10 protein-coding genes and 1 pseudogene are annotated in these 14,063 nt (G+C 73.6%); 7 read left to right on the top strand and 4 right to left on the bottom strand.

Translation table 11 applies throughout. The features are described 5' to 3' along the window. The first annotated feature begins 235 nt into the window (after positions 1–235). The 3 genes from galE to idi all read left to right on the top strand — a co-directional run bounded on the left by galE (position 236) and on the right by idi (position 3,116). Positions 236–1,207, top strand: coding sequence for a UDP-glucose 4-epimerase GalE (galE, locus tag TNCT1_RS32925; protein WP_143639492.1), 972 nt, complete (start codon positions 236–238; stop codon positions 1,205–1,207). A 177-nt stretch (positions 1,208–1,384) separates the two neighbouring features. Beyond that, positions 1,385–2,326 carry a cation diffusion facilitator family transporter gene (locus tag TNCT1_RS32920; RefSeq protein ID WP_143639490.1) on the top strand — a complete coding sequence of 314 codons (942 nt, stop codon included), beginning with the start codon at positions 1,385–1,387 and terminating at the stop codon, positions 2,324–2,326. Between the two features lie 196 nt (positions 2,327–2,522). Further along, positions 2,523–3,116: an isopentenyl-diphosphate Delta-isomerase gene (gene idi, locus TNCT1_RS32915; RefSeq protein WP_143639488.1), complete on the top strand. Its 594-nt coding sequence runs from the start codon at positions 2,523–2,525 to the stop codon at positions 3,114–3,116. A 2-nt stretch (positions 3,117–3,118) separates the two neighbouring features. Here the strand turns inward: idi and TNCT1_RS32910 are convergent, their stop codons facing one another. Continuing rightward, positions 3,119–3,613 (bottom strand): ATP-binding protein, encoded by a 495-nt coding sequence (locus TNCT1_RS32910; RefSeq protein WP_143639537.1) that lies wholly within the window; start codon positions 3,611–3,613, stop codon positions 3,119–3,121. A 290-nt stretch (positions 3,614–3,903) separates the two neighbouring features. Here TNCT1_RS32910 and TNCT1_RS32905 point away from each other — a divergent pair, with 290 nt between their 5' ends. Then, entirely contained in the window at positions 3,904–4,653 is a 750-nt protein-coding gene (locus TNCT1_RS32905; protein WP_143639486.1) for an enoyl-CoA hydratase/isomerase family protein, read from the top strand. 181 nt (positions 4,654–4,834) lie between these two features. Continuing rightward, the gene (locus TNCT1_RS32900) at positions 4,835–7,234 is read left to right on the top strand and encodes a Tex family protein (protein WP_143639484.1); all 2,400 of its coding nucleotides are present in this window, start codon (positions 4,835–4,837) and stop codon (positions 7,232–7,234) included. A gap of 225 nt (positions 7,235–7,459) precedes the next feature. On the opposite strand, the gene TNCT1_RS32895 is transcribed toward TNCT1_RS32900, so the two are convergent. Beyond that, the gene (locus tag TNCT1_RS32895; protein WP_143639482.1) at positions 7,460–9,103 is read right to left on the bottom strand and encodes an ABC-F family ATP-binding cassette domain-containing protein; all 1,644 of its coding nucleotides are present in this window, start codon (positions 9,101–9,103) and stop codon (positions 7,460–7,462) included. A 76-nt stretch (positions 9,104–9,179) separates the two neighbouring features. Then, a pseudogene (locus TNCT1_RS32890) lies at positions 9,180–9,413 on the bottom strand (oxidoreductase); the annotation flags it as partial. A gap of 103 nt (positions 9,414–9,516) precedes the next feature. On the opposite strand from TNCT1_RS32890, the gene TNCT1_RS32885 reads away from it, so the two are divergent. Further along, positions 9,517–10,434: an FAD-dependent oxidoreductase gene (locus TNCT1_RS32885; protein ID WP_143639535.1), complete on the top strand. Its 918-nt coding sequence runs from the start codon at positions 9,517–9,519 to the stop codon at positions 10,432–10,434. Positions 10,435–10,438: 4 nt separating this feature from the next. On the opposite strand, the gene TNCT1_RS32880 is transcribed toward TNCT1_RS32885, so the two are convergent. After that, a complete protein-coding gene (locus TNCT1_RS32880) occupies positions 10,439–12,388 on the bottom strand; it encodes a Xaa-Pro dipeptidyl-peptidase (protein ID WP_143639480.1) in 1,950 nt (649 codons plus the stop codon). Positions 12,389–12,560: 172 nt separating this feature from the next. On the opposite strand from TNCT1_RS32880, the gene TNCT1_RS32875 reads away from it, so the two are divergent. Then, positions 12,561–14,054 carry a M1 family metallopeptidase gene (locus TNCT1_RS32875; protein ID WP_143639479.1) on the top strand — a complete coding sequence of 498 codons (1,494 nt, stop codon included), beginning with the start codon at positions 12,561–12,563 and terminating at the stop codon, positions 14,052–14,054. Positions 14,055–14,063 lie beyond the last annotated feature (9 nt).

Genomic DNA, 14,063 nt, shown 5'->3' with positions numbered 1-14,063 from the left:
GCTGCGTGGTGGGGCGCCCCGTCCTGCGACAGCCGGGCGGCATGTCGGCAGAGGTTATCGGATGGGCGGAAGCCCGTGTTCACCGGCCGTTCACGGCCCGGCCCTCGGGGGCTGCCCGCTCCTTCGCCGCGATCATCATCGGGGATGCGGGGCCCGCCCCACAAACGCGCGGCGCAGACCCGGGCATCCTCCGGCATCGCGGACACCCGTCCGGTTCGGCATAGGGTGGACGACCATGACCTGGCTGATCACCGGCGGAGCCGGATACATCGGGGCGCACGTGGCTCGGGCCATGACCGGCGCCGGCGAGAGCGTCGTGGCGCTGGACGACCTGTCGGCGGCCGTGCCCGCGCGGCTCCCGGCGGGCGTGCCGCTGGTCGAGGGCTCGACGCTGGACGGGGAACTGCTCAAGCGGGTCTTCGCCGAGCACGGCGTGACGGGCGTGGTGCACCTCGCGGCGCGCAAGCAGGTCGCCGAGTCGGTGGCGCAGCCCACCCGCTACTACCGGGAGAACGTGGGCGGACTGGCCACGCTGCTGGACGCGATCGCCGAGGCGGGGATCGGCCGGCTGCTGTTCTCCTCGTCGGCGGCCGTGTACGGCAACCCGGACGTGGACCTGATCACCGAGGACACCCCCTGCGCCCCGGTGAACCCCTACGGCGAGACCAAGCTGGCCGGGGAGTGGCTGGTGCGGGCGGCCGGGCGGGCGCACGGGATCTCCACGGTGTGCCTGCGCTACTTCAACGTGGCGGGCGCGGCGGCGCCGGAACTCGCGGACACCGGTGTGTTCAACATCGTGCCGATGGTCTTCGACCGGCTCACCCGCGACGAGGCCCCGCGGATCTTCGGCGACGACTACCCCACGCCGGACGGCACCTGCGTGCGCGACTACATCCACGTCGCCGACCTCGCCGAGGCCCATCTCGCGGCGGCCCGGCGGCTCGCCGGGGACGACGGCGCGGGCGACCTGACGCTGAACATCGGCCGCGGCGAGGGCGTCTCGGTGCGGGAGATCGTCACGGTCATCGGTGAGGTCACCGGCGACCGGCGGCCCGCGCTGGTGGAGGGTCGCCGGCCCGGGGACGCGCCGCGCGCGGTCGCCTCGGCCGAGCGGGCCGCCGAGGCGCTGGGCTGGCGGGCCCGGCGCGGGGTGCGGGAGATGATCGAGTCGGCCTGGGCGGGCTGGCGGCTGCACCACGGCGGCTGAGCCGGAGCGCGGCGCCGAGGGGCAGCGGGCTGCTCCGCGAAGCCGCCCAGCGTCGTGACCTGCCGCTTGTTTGCGCAGGTCAGGGAGATGACAACGGTGTTCAGTGCCGCGTTGCCCCATACCCCCCGCCCGTAGTTGACTGTGACCACGCGCGCAACACGGAAGGGTGGTCCTCTCATGGGGGCAGGGCACGACCACGGGCACGCGCACAGCCATGCACCGCCCACGGGTACGGCCGCGGCCGCCTACCGCGGCCGGCTGCGGGTGGCCCTGGGCATCACGCTCACGATCATGGTGGTGGAGATCGTCGGCGGGTTCGTCGCGGACTCGCTCGCCCTGATCGCGGACGCGGCCCACATGGCGACCGACGCCCTGGGCCTGGGCATGGCGCTGCTCGCCATCCACTTCGCCAACCGCCCGCCGAGCACCAACCGCACCTTCGGCCTCGCCCGCGCCGAGATCCTGGCCGCGCTGGCCAACTGTCTGCTGCTGCTCGGCGTCGGCGGCTACGTGCTCGTCGAGGCGGTCCAGCGCTTCCTCACCCCGGCGGACACCGAGGGCGGTCTGATGATCGTGTTCGGCCTGTTCGGCCTGGTGGCGAACTCCGTCTCGCTGGTGCTGCTGATGCGCGGGCAGAAGGAGAGCCTGAACGTGCGCGGCGCCTTCCTGGAGGTGGCCGCGGACGCGCTGGGCTCGGTGGCGGTGCTGATCTCGGCGGCCGTGATCCTCACCACGGGCTGGCAGACGGCCGACCCGGTCGCCTCGCTGATCATCGGTCTCATGATCGTCCCGCGGACGGTGAAGCTGCTGCGCGAGACGCTCGACGTCCTGCTGGAGGCGGCCCCGAAGGACGTCGACATGGGCGAGGTGCGGGCGCACATCCTGGCCCTGGACGGTGTGGAGGACGTGCACGACCTGCACGCCTGGACGATCACCTCGGGGATGCCGGTGCTCTCCGCCCACGTGGTGGTCAGCACGGAGGTGCTGAACGCCATCGGCCACGAGAAGATGCTGCACGAGCTCCAGGGCTGCCTCGGCCACCACTTCGACGTGGAGCACTGCACCTTCCAGCTCGAGCCGGGCGGGCACGCCGAGCACGAGGCGCGGCTCTGCCACTGACGGCGCCCCCGCTCGTGCGGGGCACGCGTGTTCGTGCCCGGTGCGCGGTTCCGGACGGGGGGCGCCGGGCACGATGAAACACCGGGGTCCCACTCGGGCACGGCCCCGCGCGGGACATGCGGACGTGCGGGGAAGTGCCGGGAGTGCCGGATTCGTACGGCAGACTTGGGGTGCAAGACCGAGGCGAAGGATGGGTATGCCGATCACACCTGCCACCGAGACGCACAGCTCGTCGAACGGCACCGCAGAGGCGATTTTGCTGGAACTGGTCGACGAGAAGGGCGTGACGATCGGCACGGCGGAGAAGCTCGCCGCCCACCAGCCGCCGGGACGGTTGCACCGCGCGTTCTCGGTGTTCCTCTTCGACGAGCAGGGCCGGCTGCTGCTCCAGCAGCGGGCGCTCGGCAAGTACCACTCCCCCGGCGTGTGGTCCAACACCTGCTGCGGCCACCCGTACCCCGGCGAGGCGCCGTTCGCCGCCGCGGCCCGGCGGACCCACGAGGAGCTGGGGGTCTCGCCCTCGTTGCTGGCGGAGGCGGGCACGGTCCGCTACAACCACCCGGACCCGGCCTCGGGCCTGGTCGAGCAGGAGTTCAACCACCTGTTCGTCGGCATGGTGCAGACGCCGCCGGCGCCGGATCCGCAGGAGGTCGGCTCGACGGCGTTCGTGACGGCGGCCGAGCTGGCGGAGCGGCACGCCCGGGAGCCGTTCTCGGCCTGGTTCATGACCGTGCTGGACGCGGCCCGCCCCGCGATCAGGGAGCTGACCGGCCCGTCCGCGGGCTGGTAGCGCTACACCGGCGCCACGGGTTTGAGCGGCAGTGCGGCCCAGATCACCTTGCCGCCGCTCGCCGTGTGCTCCACGTCGACCGCCCCGCCCGCCTCCCGGGCCACCTCGCGGACCAGCAGCAGTCCCCGTCCGCCGGTCTGGCCGTGGTCGGCCTCCAGGGCGGTGGGCCGGTAGGGGTGGTTGTCCTCCACCGACACCCGGACCCACTCGGCGCCGACGGCCACCTCCACGGCGAGCATCGGCGACAGCAGCGCCGCGTGCCGGACCGCGTTCGTGACCAGCTCGGAGACGATCAGCAGCAGGCCGTGCACCGTGTCGTCGCCGACCGGTACCCCCTGCCGCAGCAGCAGGTCCCGCACGGCGTGCCGGGCCTGCGGGACCGAGGCGTCCACAGCGGCGGCGGTGAACCGCCAGACTCCCTCGTACGGCAGTGGGTGGGGCGGCCGCTCGGCGCCCCCCGCTGGGCGCGGGCCGTCCCCGCGCCCGTGGTTGTCCATCGTCCGGTCGCCACCCTCGCGCTCGATTGTCACCACACGTCGAGTGTTGGTAACGAGACGCTCCGCACCCCCGGCCTGAACAGAAGTCAGCTGTTATCGAACGGTTCTGACCGCCTTGGTATGACACCGGCGGCCGGCGGGACTGTTCCTGACCCTCCCGTGCAAGGTTCACGAACTATTCGGGTTGTACGGGTTTGGCGTGCGCCGTCCCCGACGACGCGCGCGACGTCCGTCACGCCCACGCGCCCGCCCGGCCGGGCCCGGCGGCGTGGCGGATAGCATCCGGCCCCATGGAGCCCCAACTGTCGCACCAGGTCACCGACTCCGTCGCCACCGTCGTGATCCGTCATCCGGCCAAGCGCAACGCCATGACGGCCGGCATGTGGCGGGCCCTGCCACCGCTGCTGGAGCAGCTGGCGGCCGACCCGGGTGTGCGGGCCCTGGTGCTGACCGGCGAGGGCGGCACCTTCTGCGCGGGCGCCGACATCTCCACCCTCAGGGAGTCGCCGCTGGAGGCGCAGGGTTTGGCCGTGGCGGCCGAGGAGGCCCTCGCCGCGTTCCCGGGACCGACCCTCGCCGCGGTCCGCGGCCACTGCGTGGGCGGCGGCGCCCAGCTCGCGGCCGCCTGCGACCTGCGGCTGGCGGAGGAGGGCGCGCTGTTCGGGGTGACCCCGGCCCGGCTCGGGATCGTGTATCCCTCCTCGTCCACCCGCCGGCTGGTGTCGCTGATGGGCCCGGCCGCCACCAAGTACCTGCTCTTCACCGCCGAGCTGATCGACGCCGGGCGGGCGCTGCGCACCGGGCTCGTGGACGAGGTGCTGCCCGAGGGCGAGCTGGACAAGCGGGTCGCCGAGCTGACGCGCGTCCTGGTCTCGCGCTCCCGGCTCACCCAGGCCGCCGCCAAGGAGTTCGCCGACGGCCGCACGGACCGGGACGCGCACTGGGCGGAGCAGGCGCGGGGCAGCGGCGACACCGCCGAGGGGGTCGCCGCGTTCCTGGAGCGCAGGCAGCCGCGGTTCACCTGGACCACCGCGGGGTGAGCCGGCGCCCGGCGCGCGGGCCGGCCGCGAGGAGCGCGGGCGGTGCCTCGTCCGTTGCCCGGGGCGGCGGGGCCCGGCTTCCGCGGCCCGCGGCGGGCCGCGTGTCGGCCTGATCCCCGGTTGTCGGCTTCCACCTGCCACAATTGCCGCGCAACCTCAGTGGAGAAGGCGGTACGGGATCGTGACGACACCCCTCGTAGGGTCCATCGAAGACAGGATCGCCGGGGAACTCGGCGTACGCGAGCGGCAGGTGAGGGCCGCGGTCGAACTGCTCGACGGCGGTTCGACGGTGCCCTTCATCGCCCGCTACCGCAAGGAAGCGACCGAGATGCTCGACGACGCGCAGCTGCGCACGATCGAGGAGCGGCTGCGCTACCTGCGGGAGCTGGAGGACCGTCGTACGGCGATCCTGGAGTCGGTGCGCGAGCAGGGCAAGCTCACGGAGGAGCTGGAGGCCCGGATCCGCGGCGCCGAGACCAAGGCGCGGCTGGAGGACGTCTACCTCCCCTACAAGCCCAAGCGGCGCACCAAGGCCCAGATCGCGCGCGAGGCGGGCCTGGAACCGCTCGCCGAGGGGCTGCTGGGCGACCCGTCGGTCGACCCGCAGGCGGCCGCCGCCGCCTTCGTCGACGCGGACAAGGGCGTCGCCGACACGCAGGCCGCGCTGGACGGCGCGCGGGCGATCCTGACCGAGCGGTTCTCGGAGGACGCCGACCTGATCGGCGAGCTGCGCGAGCGCATGTGGGTGCGCGGGCGGCTGGCCGCCAAGGTGCGCGAGGGCAAGGAGGAGGCCGGCGCCAAGTTCGCCGACTACTTCGACTTCGCCGAGCCGTTCACCGAGCTGCCCTCGCACCGCGTCCTCGCCATGCTGCGCGGCGAGAAGGAGGAGGTCCTGGACCTCGTCCTGGAACCGGAGGAGGCCACCGAGGGCCCGTCCTCGTACGAGGGCGCGATCGCGCACCGCTTCGGCATCGCCGACCGCGGCCGCCCCGCCGACAAGTGGCTGACGGACACGGTCCGCTGGGCCTGGCGCACCCGCGTCCTGGTCCACCTGGGCATCGACCTCCGGCTGCGGCTGCGGACGGCCGCGGAGGACGAGGCGGTGAACGTCTTCGCCGCGAACCTGCGCGACCTGCTGCTGGCCGCGCCGGCCGGCACCCGGGCCACGCTGGGCCTGGACCCCGGCTTCCGCACGGGCGTGAAGGTCGCCGTGGTGGACGCGACCGGCAAGGCCGTCGCCACGGACGTGATCTACCCGCACGTCCCGGCCAACAAGTGGGACGAGGCGATCGCCAAGCTGGCGCGGCTCGCCAAGGAGCACGCGGTCGAGCTGGTCGCGATCGGCAACGGCACGGCGTCCCGGGAGACCGACAGACTCGCCGCCGAACTGATCGCGAAGCACCCGGAGCTGAAGCTCACCAAGGTGATGGTGTCCGAGGCGGGCGCGTCGGTGTACTCGGCCTCCCAGTACGCCTCGCAGGAGCTGCCCGGCATGGACGTGTCGCTGCGCGGCGCGGTCTCCATCGCGCGCCGGCTGCAGGACCCGCTGGCGGAGCTGGTGAAGATCGACCCGAAGTCGATCGGGGTCGGCCAGTACCAGCACGACCTGTCCGAGGTGAAGCTGTCGCGTTCGCTGGACGCGGTGGTCGAGGACTGTGTGAACGGCGTCGGCGTGGACGTCAACACCGCGTCCGTGCCGCTGCTCGCGCGGGTGTCGGGCGTCTCGGCCGGACTCGCCGAGAACATCGTCGCGCACCGCGACCAGAACGGCCCGTTCGCCTCCCGCGCGGAGCTGAAGAAGGTGCCGCGGCTCGGTCCCAAGGCGTACGAGCAGTGCGCGGGCTTCCTGCGCATCCGCGGCGGCGACGACCCGCTGGACTTCTCCAGCGTGCACCCCGAGTCGTACCCGGTGGTGCGGCGCATGGTGAAGACCTCGGGGCAGGACGTCGCGTCCCTGATCGGCAACACGAGCGCGCTGCGCTCGCTGCGGCCCGCCGACTTCGTGGACGACACCTTCGGTCTGCCGACCGTCACGGACATCCTCAAGGAGCTGGAGAAGCCCGGCCGCGACCCGCGTCCGGCCTTCAGGACGGCCACCTTCAAGGAGGGCGTGGAGAAGATCTCCGACCTGTCCTCCGGGATGGTCCTGGAGGGTGTGGTCACGAACGTGGCCGCCTTCGGCGCGTTCGTGGACATCGGCGTCCACCAGGACGGACTGGTGCACGTGTCGGCGATGTCGAAGACGTTCGTCAAGGACCCGCGGGACGTGGCGAAGCCCGGCGACATCGTCAAGGTGAAGGTCCTGGACGTGGACATCCCGCGCAAGCGGATCGCGCTGACCCTGCGGCTGGACGACGAGGCCGCGCCCCAGGGCCAGGGCGGTGGCCAGGGCGGTGGCCGGCCGCAGCGCGGCGGCGCCCGCCCGCCCCAGCAGCGGCAGGGCGGCCAGGGCCAGCGCCAGGGCGGCCAGGGCCGCGGCGGCGACCGGGGCGCCCGTCAGGCCCCGGCTCCGGCCAACAGCGCGATGGCCGACGCGCTGCGCCGCGCCGGCCTGCTGGACCCGAAGAACGGCCGCCGCTGAGCGTGCCGGGGCCGGGGCGAGCCGCCCCGGCCCCGGCCGCTGAGGGCGGCCAGGGCCTGTCTGACGATTCCCGCCGGGCCCGCGACGCCTGGCACCGCACCGCGCAGGGCGTTGTCGGGTACGCCCCGGTACATCCCGTACTCCAGTACGAGGGCGGCCCTCCGCCTCGCGATGCACGGCACCGGACGCCGCGGGCCGATCCGGCGCCAAGGGCCGGACAGGCCCTCAGGACTGCTCGGTCACCTTGCCCGCGGCGACCTCGAGGCGCCGGGTCACCCGGACCGCGTCCAGCATGCGGCGGTCGTGGGTGACCAGCAGGAGGGTGCCCTCGTAGGCGTCGAGGGCCGACTCCAGCTGTTCGATCGCGGGCAGGTCGAGGTGGTTCGTCGGCTCGTCGAGGACGAGGAGGTTGACTCCGCGGCCCTGCAGCAGCGCCAGCGCCGCGCGGGTGCGTTCGCCCGGGGAGAGGGTCGCGGCCGGGCGCAGCACATGCGTGGACTTCAGGCCGAACTTGGCGAGCAGGGTGCGGACCTCCGCCGGCTCGGTGTCGGGCACGGCCGCGCAGAAGGCGTCGAGGAGCGTCTCGGGGCCGTGGAACAGCAGGCGGGCCTGGTCGACCTCGCCGACCAGGACGCCCGAGCCCAGGGCGGCGTGCCCGGAGTCCAGCGGGACCCGGCCCAGCAGCGCGCCCAGCAGGGTGGACTTGCCGGCGCCGTTCGCCCCGGTGACCGCCACCCGGTCCGCCCAGTCGATCTGGAGCGACACCGGTCCGAAGGCGAAGTCCCCGCGCCGCACCTCGGCGTCGCGCAGGGTCGCCACGACCGCCCCGGAGCGCGGTGCGGCCGCGATCTCCATGCGCAGCTCCCACTCCTTGCGCGGCTCCTCCACGACCTCGAGGCGTTCGATCATGCGCTGGGTCTGCCGGGCCTTGGCGGCCTGCTTCTCGCTCGCCTCGCTGCGGAACTTGCGGCCGATCTTGTCGTTGTCGTTGCCGGCCTTGCGCCGGGCGTTCTTCACGCCCTTGTCCATCCACGAGCGCTGCGTCTGCGCGCGGTCCTGGAGCGCGCCCCGCTTGTCGGCGTACTCCTCGTACTCCTCGCGGGCGTGCCGGCGGGCCACCTCGCGCTCCTCCAGATAGGCCTCGTAGCCGCCGCCGTAGAGGTTGACCCGCCCCTGGGCCAGATCCAGTTCGAGGACCTTGGTGACCGTGCGGACCAGGAACTCGCGGTCGTGGCTGACCACCACGGTGCCCGCGCGCAGGCCGGTGACGAAGCGTTCCAGCCGCTCCAGGCCGTCCAGGTCGAGGTCGTTGGTGGGCTCGTCCAGGAGGAAGACGTCGTAGCGGGAGAGCAGCAGGGAGGCGAGGCCGGCGCGGGCCGCCTGGCCGCCGGACAGGGAGGTCATCGGCTGGTCGAGGCCGACGGCGAGGCCCAGGGAGTCGGCCACCTCCTCGGCGCGTTCCTCCAGGTCGGCGCCGCCGAGGCCGAGCCAGCGCTCCAGGCTCGCCGCGTAGGCGTCGTCGGCGCCCGGTGCGCCGTCGACCAGGGCCTGGGTGGCCTCGTCCATCACCCGCTGCGCCTCGGCGACGCCGGTGCGGCGGGCCAGGAACTCACCGACGGTCTCCCCCGGCCTGCGCTCCGGCTCCTGCGGCAGGTGGCCGACGGTCGCGGTCGGCGGGGAGATCCGCAGTTCGCCCTGCTCGGGCGGGGTCAGGCCGGCGAGCAGCCGCAGCAGCGTGGATTTCCCGGCGCCGTTGACACCGACGAGACCGATCACGTCTCCCGGTGCGACGACGAGGTCGAGTCCGGCGAACAGGGAGCGGTCGCCGTGCCCGGCGGCGAGGTTCTTGGCGACAAGGGTGGCAGTCATCAGAGCGCCGATCCTAATGTCCCCGGCGCGGCCGCTGTCCTGGTGCCCGCCGTCGGGCGGCGCCCTGGTCCGCCCCTCACCCACCCACCGGCCGCACCAGCACGCTCCCCGTGGTCCGGGCCACCACGAAGGACTCCCCCCTGACCGCCTTCGGGTCCAGCGCGATGCGGTGGCGGCCCGGCTCGAGGACGCCGTCGAAGACGTCCCGCACGTGGGCGCGGCCGAGCAGGCCGAGCCGGTACGCGGTCACCCGGACCCGGCAGGCGGAGGTCACCTCGACGTCCGCGGCGCCGCCGGCGACGGCCCGCGTATGCGGGGGACATGCTGTGAGTATTCCCATACCGTCAGGGGTGTGAGCGCTGCGCGGCGTCTCCGTCTAGCGTCTGGGTGTGGAACGCGTGACGAGTGACGAAGTGATCGTGGTCGGCGGCGGGATCGCGGGCCTGACGACGGCCGTGGTGCTGGCCGAGTCCGGGCGGCGGGTGCGGGTGTGGGCGCGCGAGCCCGCCGAACGCACGACCTCGGCGGTGGCCGGCGGGCTGTGGTGGCCGTACCGGATCGAACCCGAACCACTGGTCGGCGCCTGGGCGCTGGAATCCCTGGCGGTGTACGAGGAGCTGGCCGCCCGCCCCGCGGAGACGGGCGTACGCCTGGTCGAGGGTGTGCACGCGGGGACGGGGCTGGACGAGCTGGGCGACTGGGCGGGCCGGGTGCCGGGACTGCGGGCGGTGCCCGGGGGTCTGGCGGCGCGGCTGCCGGTGATCGACATGCCGGTCCATCTGACGTGGCTGCGGGGGCGGTTGACGAGGGCCGGGGGGACGGTCGAGGAGCGGGAGGTGACCGACCTCGCGGCGGTGCCCGCCGGCGCCGTGGTCAACTGCACTGGCCTGGGCTCTCGTTCGCTGGTGCCGGACCCGGCGGTGCGCCCGGTGCGCGGGCAGCTCGTCGTGGTGGAGAACCCGGGGATCACGACCTGGTACACCTCCGTCGCCCACTCCTCCGCCGACTCGGCCTACTTCATCCCGCAGCCGGGCGGGCTGCTCCTCGGCGGTACGGCCGAGGACGACGACTGGTCGCTGGAGCCGGATCCCGCGACCGCCGAGGCGATCGTCGCGCGGTGCGCGCGGATCCGGCCGGAGCTCGCCGGTGCGCGGGTCCTGGCGCACCGGGTGGGTCTGCGGCCCGCCCGGGACGCGGTGCGCCTGGAACGCCGGCCGCTGCCGGACGGGCGGCCGCTGGTGCACAACTACGGCCACGGCGGTGCCGGGATCACGGTGGCCTGGGGCTGCGCCCGTCGGGCGGCCGGGCTGGTCGTGGACCCGGCCGCCTGAGGGGTCAGGGCGCGGGGATGTGCTCGGTGCGCTCCGGTGCGCCGACGCCGGTCAGCCGCCGGGATGCGGGAGCGGCGGGCGTGCTGCCGGAGACGGCCCCGGCGAACGCCGCCGGGCCTCCGGCCAGCGGGAGCCGCGCCGACGTGCGGGCCAGGTCCAGGGTGAGGGACGGCCGGGTGGACGGCGGGTCGATCAGGTCACGGTCCGTGCCGGCGACGACCAGCGCGAGGCGGTGGCCCCGGGGGATCACATGGTCGGTGGCGGCCAGGTCCAGGGTCATCGCGACGGCCTTGCCCGGGATCAGCGGCACGCCCTTGCCGAGCGAGGCGTGGTGGCCGAGGTCGGCCCAGCCCCGGCTGAACACCGTGTAGTCGGTCCGGACCGTCCTGGCCTCCGTCTTCCTGAAGCAGGCGCTGTCCCCCGGGGTGCTCTCGCCCCAGCAGTCGCGGTCGGCGAGCGTGGTGATCCCCTCGGCCGCGTCGGCGTAGTCGCGGACGGTGTCCGGGCCGAGGTCCACCAGGACGGCGGACAGGTGGGCCGAGGCGGTGCTCGGGGTGACGGTGACGGTCACCCGGGAGGAGCCGGACAGGCGCAGGTCGCGGGTGAGCGGTGCGGTGAGGAAGCCGGCCTTCTCGGGGGTGGGTGTGGTGAGCCGGGCGGCCCAGTCGGTCTCGCTCAGCGCCGGGTCGTCGGTGAACGTCTCGGTGCCGGCGGCCGGGCGCAGGCCAAGGGTGCCGACGCCCGCCCGCGCGCCGGGGGCCGGGCGCAGGGTGGTGGCCCGGGTGCCCTGCGGCGGCCAGGCCCGGGAGGTGACCCACTGGTCGGGACGGCGTTCGATGTCGGCCATCGGCTCGCGGTCGATGCCGTTGCCGTAGCCGAGGAGTTCGTGGTCGAACCAGCGGTGCAGGGTGTCGACCCAGGCGCCGCGCCGGTAGTCGAAGGGGTCGACGTGCCCGGTCTGGGAGAGCCAGATCTTGCGTTCGACGCCGTGTCTGGCCAGCGCGTCCCACCACTGGCCGAAGTGCTTGGTGCGCACGTTGAGGTCCTGCATGCCGTGGGCGAGGAACACGCTCGCGCGTACCCGGGCCGCGTCCTTCACGTAGTCGCGTTCGGTCCACAGCGGGGTCCAGTCGCCGCTGCGCGGGCTGCCGTCGGCGAGCTTCTTCCGTACGGCCGCGCAGGCCGCGTGGGCGGCGTCGCTCTCGACGTATCCGGCCAGGTCGTCGGGGCCGCCGTCGTAGAGCGGGGCGCCCTGGGCGAAGTAGTAGTCGTACCAGGAGGAGATGGCGCTGATCGGGACGATGGTCTTCAGGCCCCGCACGCCGGTGGCGGCGACGCCGTTGGCGATGGTGCCGTCCCAGCTCTTGCCGATCATGCCGGTCCTGCCGTTGGTCCAGCCGGCCCTGACGGTCGTGGCGCCGGTGCGGCTCGTGTACGCCCTGGCGCGGCCGTTCAGCCAGTCGATCACCGCCTTGGCGGACTGGATCTCGGAGCGGCCGCCGACGTCGACGCAGCCGTCCGAGCGGTTGGTTCCGGTCAGGTCGACGCCGACGAAGGCGTAGCCGCGGGGGACGAAGTAGTTGTCGTAGAACAGCGGCATCTGGACGACGCGGCCCTGCGCGTCGTACGTCTTGCGCTGGCTCTCGTTGCCGCGCCCGCAGCAGGAGTAGTACGGGCTGGCGTCCATGATGACCGGCACCTTGCGGCCCTGGCGGGCCGGTTCGGAGGGCCGGACGATGTCGGCGGCCACCCGGTCGGTGCGTCCGTCGCCGTCCGCGTCGAGGCCGGTGTCCACCCAGACGGCCTCGCGGACGGCGTGTGCGTAGGAGTAGACGGGCCGGCTCTCGCGCGGCGCGGCGTGGGCGCCGGCCGGGGTGAGGAGGGCGGCCGCCAGGGCCGCGACGGCCGCGGTCGCGAGCGTTCTCCAGATCGTGAAGCGCGTGCGTGTCGGCATGCGCGGACGGTACCCCCGTCAACTCCCGTGCAGAAGAGGGCCTTACGGCAGCCGGGTGGCGTGTGACGGCCGAATGGCGATCGTGTGACGACGGGGGCCGTGGACAGGCCAGGGGCCACAGCGACTGAATAGGCTCCGAACAGACTTCCTGTCCCGACGACTTGGAGCTGACGTGCACCGCAGAATCATCGCGCCGGGCGCACTGGCGGCGGCCTCCCTCCTGCTGGCGATCCCGGCATCGGCCGCGAATCACACCCCCGGCGCGCCGGGCATCGGCGACCCCTACTACCCGAACTACGGCAACGGCGGCTACGACGTCTCGCACTACGACCTGAGGCTGCAGTACCAGCCGCGGACGGACGAGTTGCAGGGCACCGCGACCATCCTGGCCCGGACCACCCAGGATCTGTCCAGCTTCGACCTGGACTTCCTGCTGGACGTGAGCGAGGTGCGGGTCGACGGCAGCAAGGCGTCCTTCACCAGGTCGGGCGAGCACGAACTCGTCGTCACCCCGGCCAGGCCCCTGGCCAAGGGCGCGGCCGTCACCGTCGTGGTCCGCTACAGCGGGGTGCCGTCGACGAAGAGCGCCTACGGCTTCACCACCTGGCACCGCACCCCGGACGGCGCGGTGGCCGCCGACGAGCCCGAGTCGGCCTGGTGGTGGTTCCCGAGCAACGACCACCCCAGCGACAAGGCCACCTACGACGTGTCGGTGGCCGTGCCCGACGGCACGCAGGCCATCTCGGGCGGCACCCTGCAGTCGACCTCCTCGAAGCTGGGCTGGACCCGCTACAACTGGCGGCAGAACAAGCCGCTGGCGACCTATCTGTCCACGCTCGCCGTCGGCCGGTTCGACATCACCACCGGCACGTCCGACGGCGGTGTGCCGGTGCTCAACGCCTACAGCAAGGACCTCGGCGACAACGACGGCGCCGCGCGAGCGAGCGTGGAGCGCACCGGGGAGCTCGTCGACTGGCTGAGCGGCTACTTCGGGCCGTACCCGTTCGCCTCGGCGGGCGGCTACGTGCCGAACACCACCACCGGGTACGCGCTGGAGACGCAGACCCGGATCTACTACAGCCCGCGGCAGTTCGCGAACGGCGCGAACACCTCGGTGGTCGTGCACGAGCTGGCCCACCAGTGGTTCGGCGACGACGTGTCACTGAAGGGCTGGAAGGACATCTGGATCAACGAGGGATTCGCGCGCTACGCCCAGTGGCTGTGGTCGGAGCACGAGGGCGAAGGCACCACGCGGGAGCTCGCCGACTACGTGTACGCCTCCCATCCGGCCGACGACGCGTTCTGGACGGTCGCGCCGGGCGACCCCGGCCCGGAGCACCAGTTCGACGCCGCCGTCTACGACCGGGGGGCGCTCGCCGTCCAGGCGCTGCGCGAGGAGATCGGCGACGACGCATTCTTCGCCGTGCTGAAGGGCTGGCCCGAGGAGCACGCGTACGGCAACGCGTCGGTGGCCGACTTCCAGAGGTACGCCGAGCGGGTGTCGGGCCGGCCGCTGGCTGCGCTGTTCGACACCTGGCTGTTCCAGCCCTCGAAGCCGGCCCCGCGCGCGGCCCGTGCGGCCTCGCTCGCCGGGGCGGGCTCGGACGTCGCGCGGCCGCGGTCGTGGAAGCGGATCGAGGCGACGAACGGCGTGCACCGGCGCTGACGCCCCGCA

The sequence above is a fragment of the Streptomyces sp. 1-11 genome, assembly GCF_007176755.1.
In the GTDB taxonomy this organism is placed as follows: Bacteria; Actinomycetota; Actinomycetes; order Streptomycetales; family Streptomycetaceae; genus Streptomyces.
The sequence above is the reverse complement of the archived record's forward strand: the minus strand, read 5'-3'. Positions and strand labels throughout refer to the sequence as shown.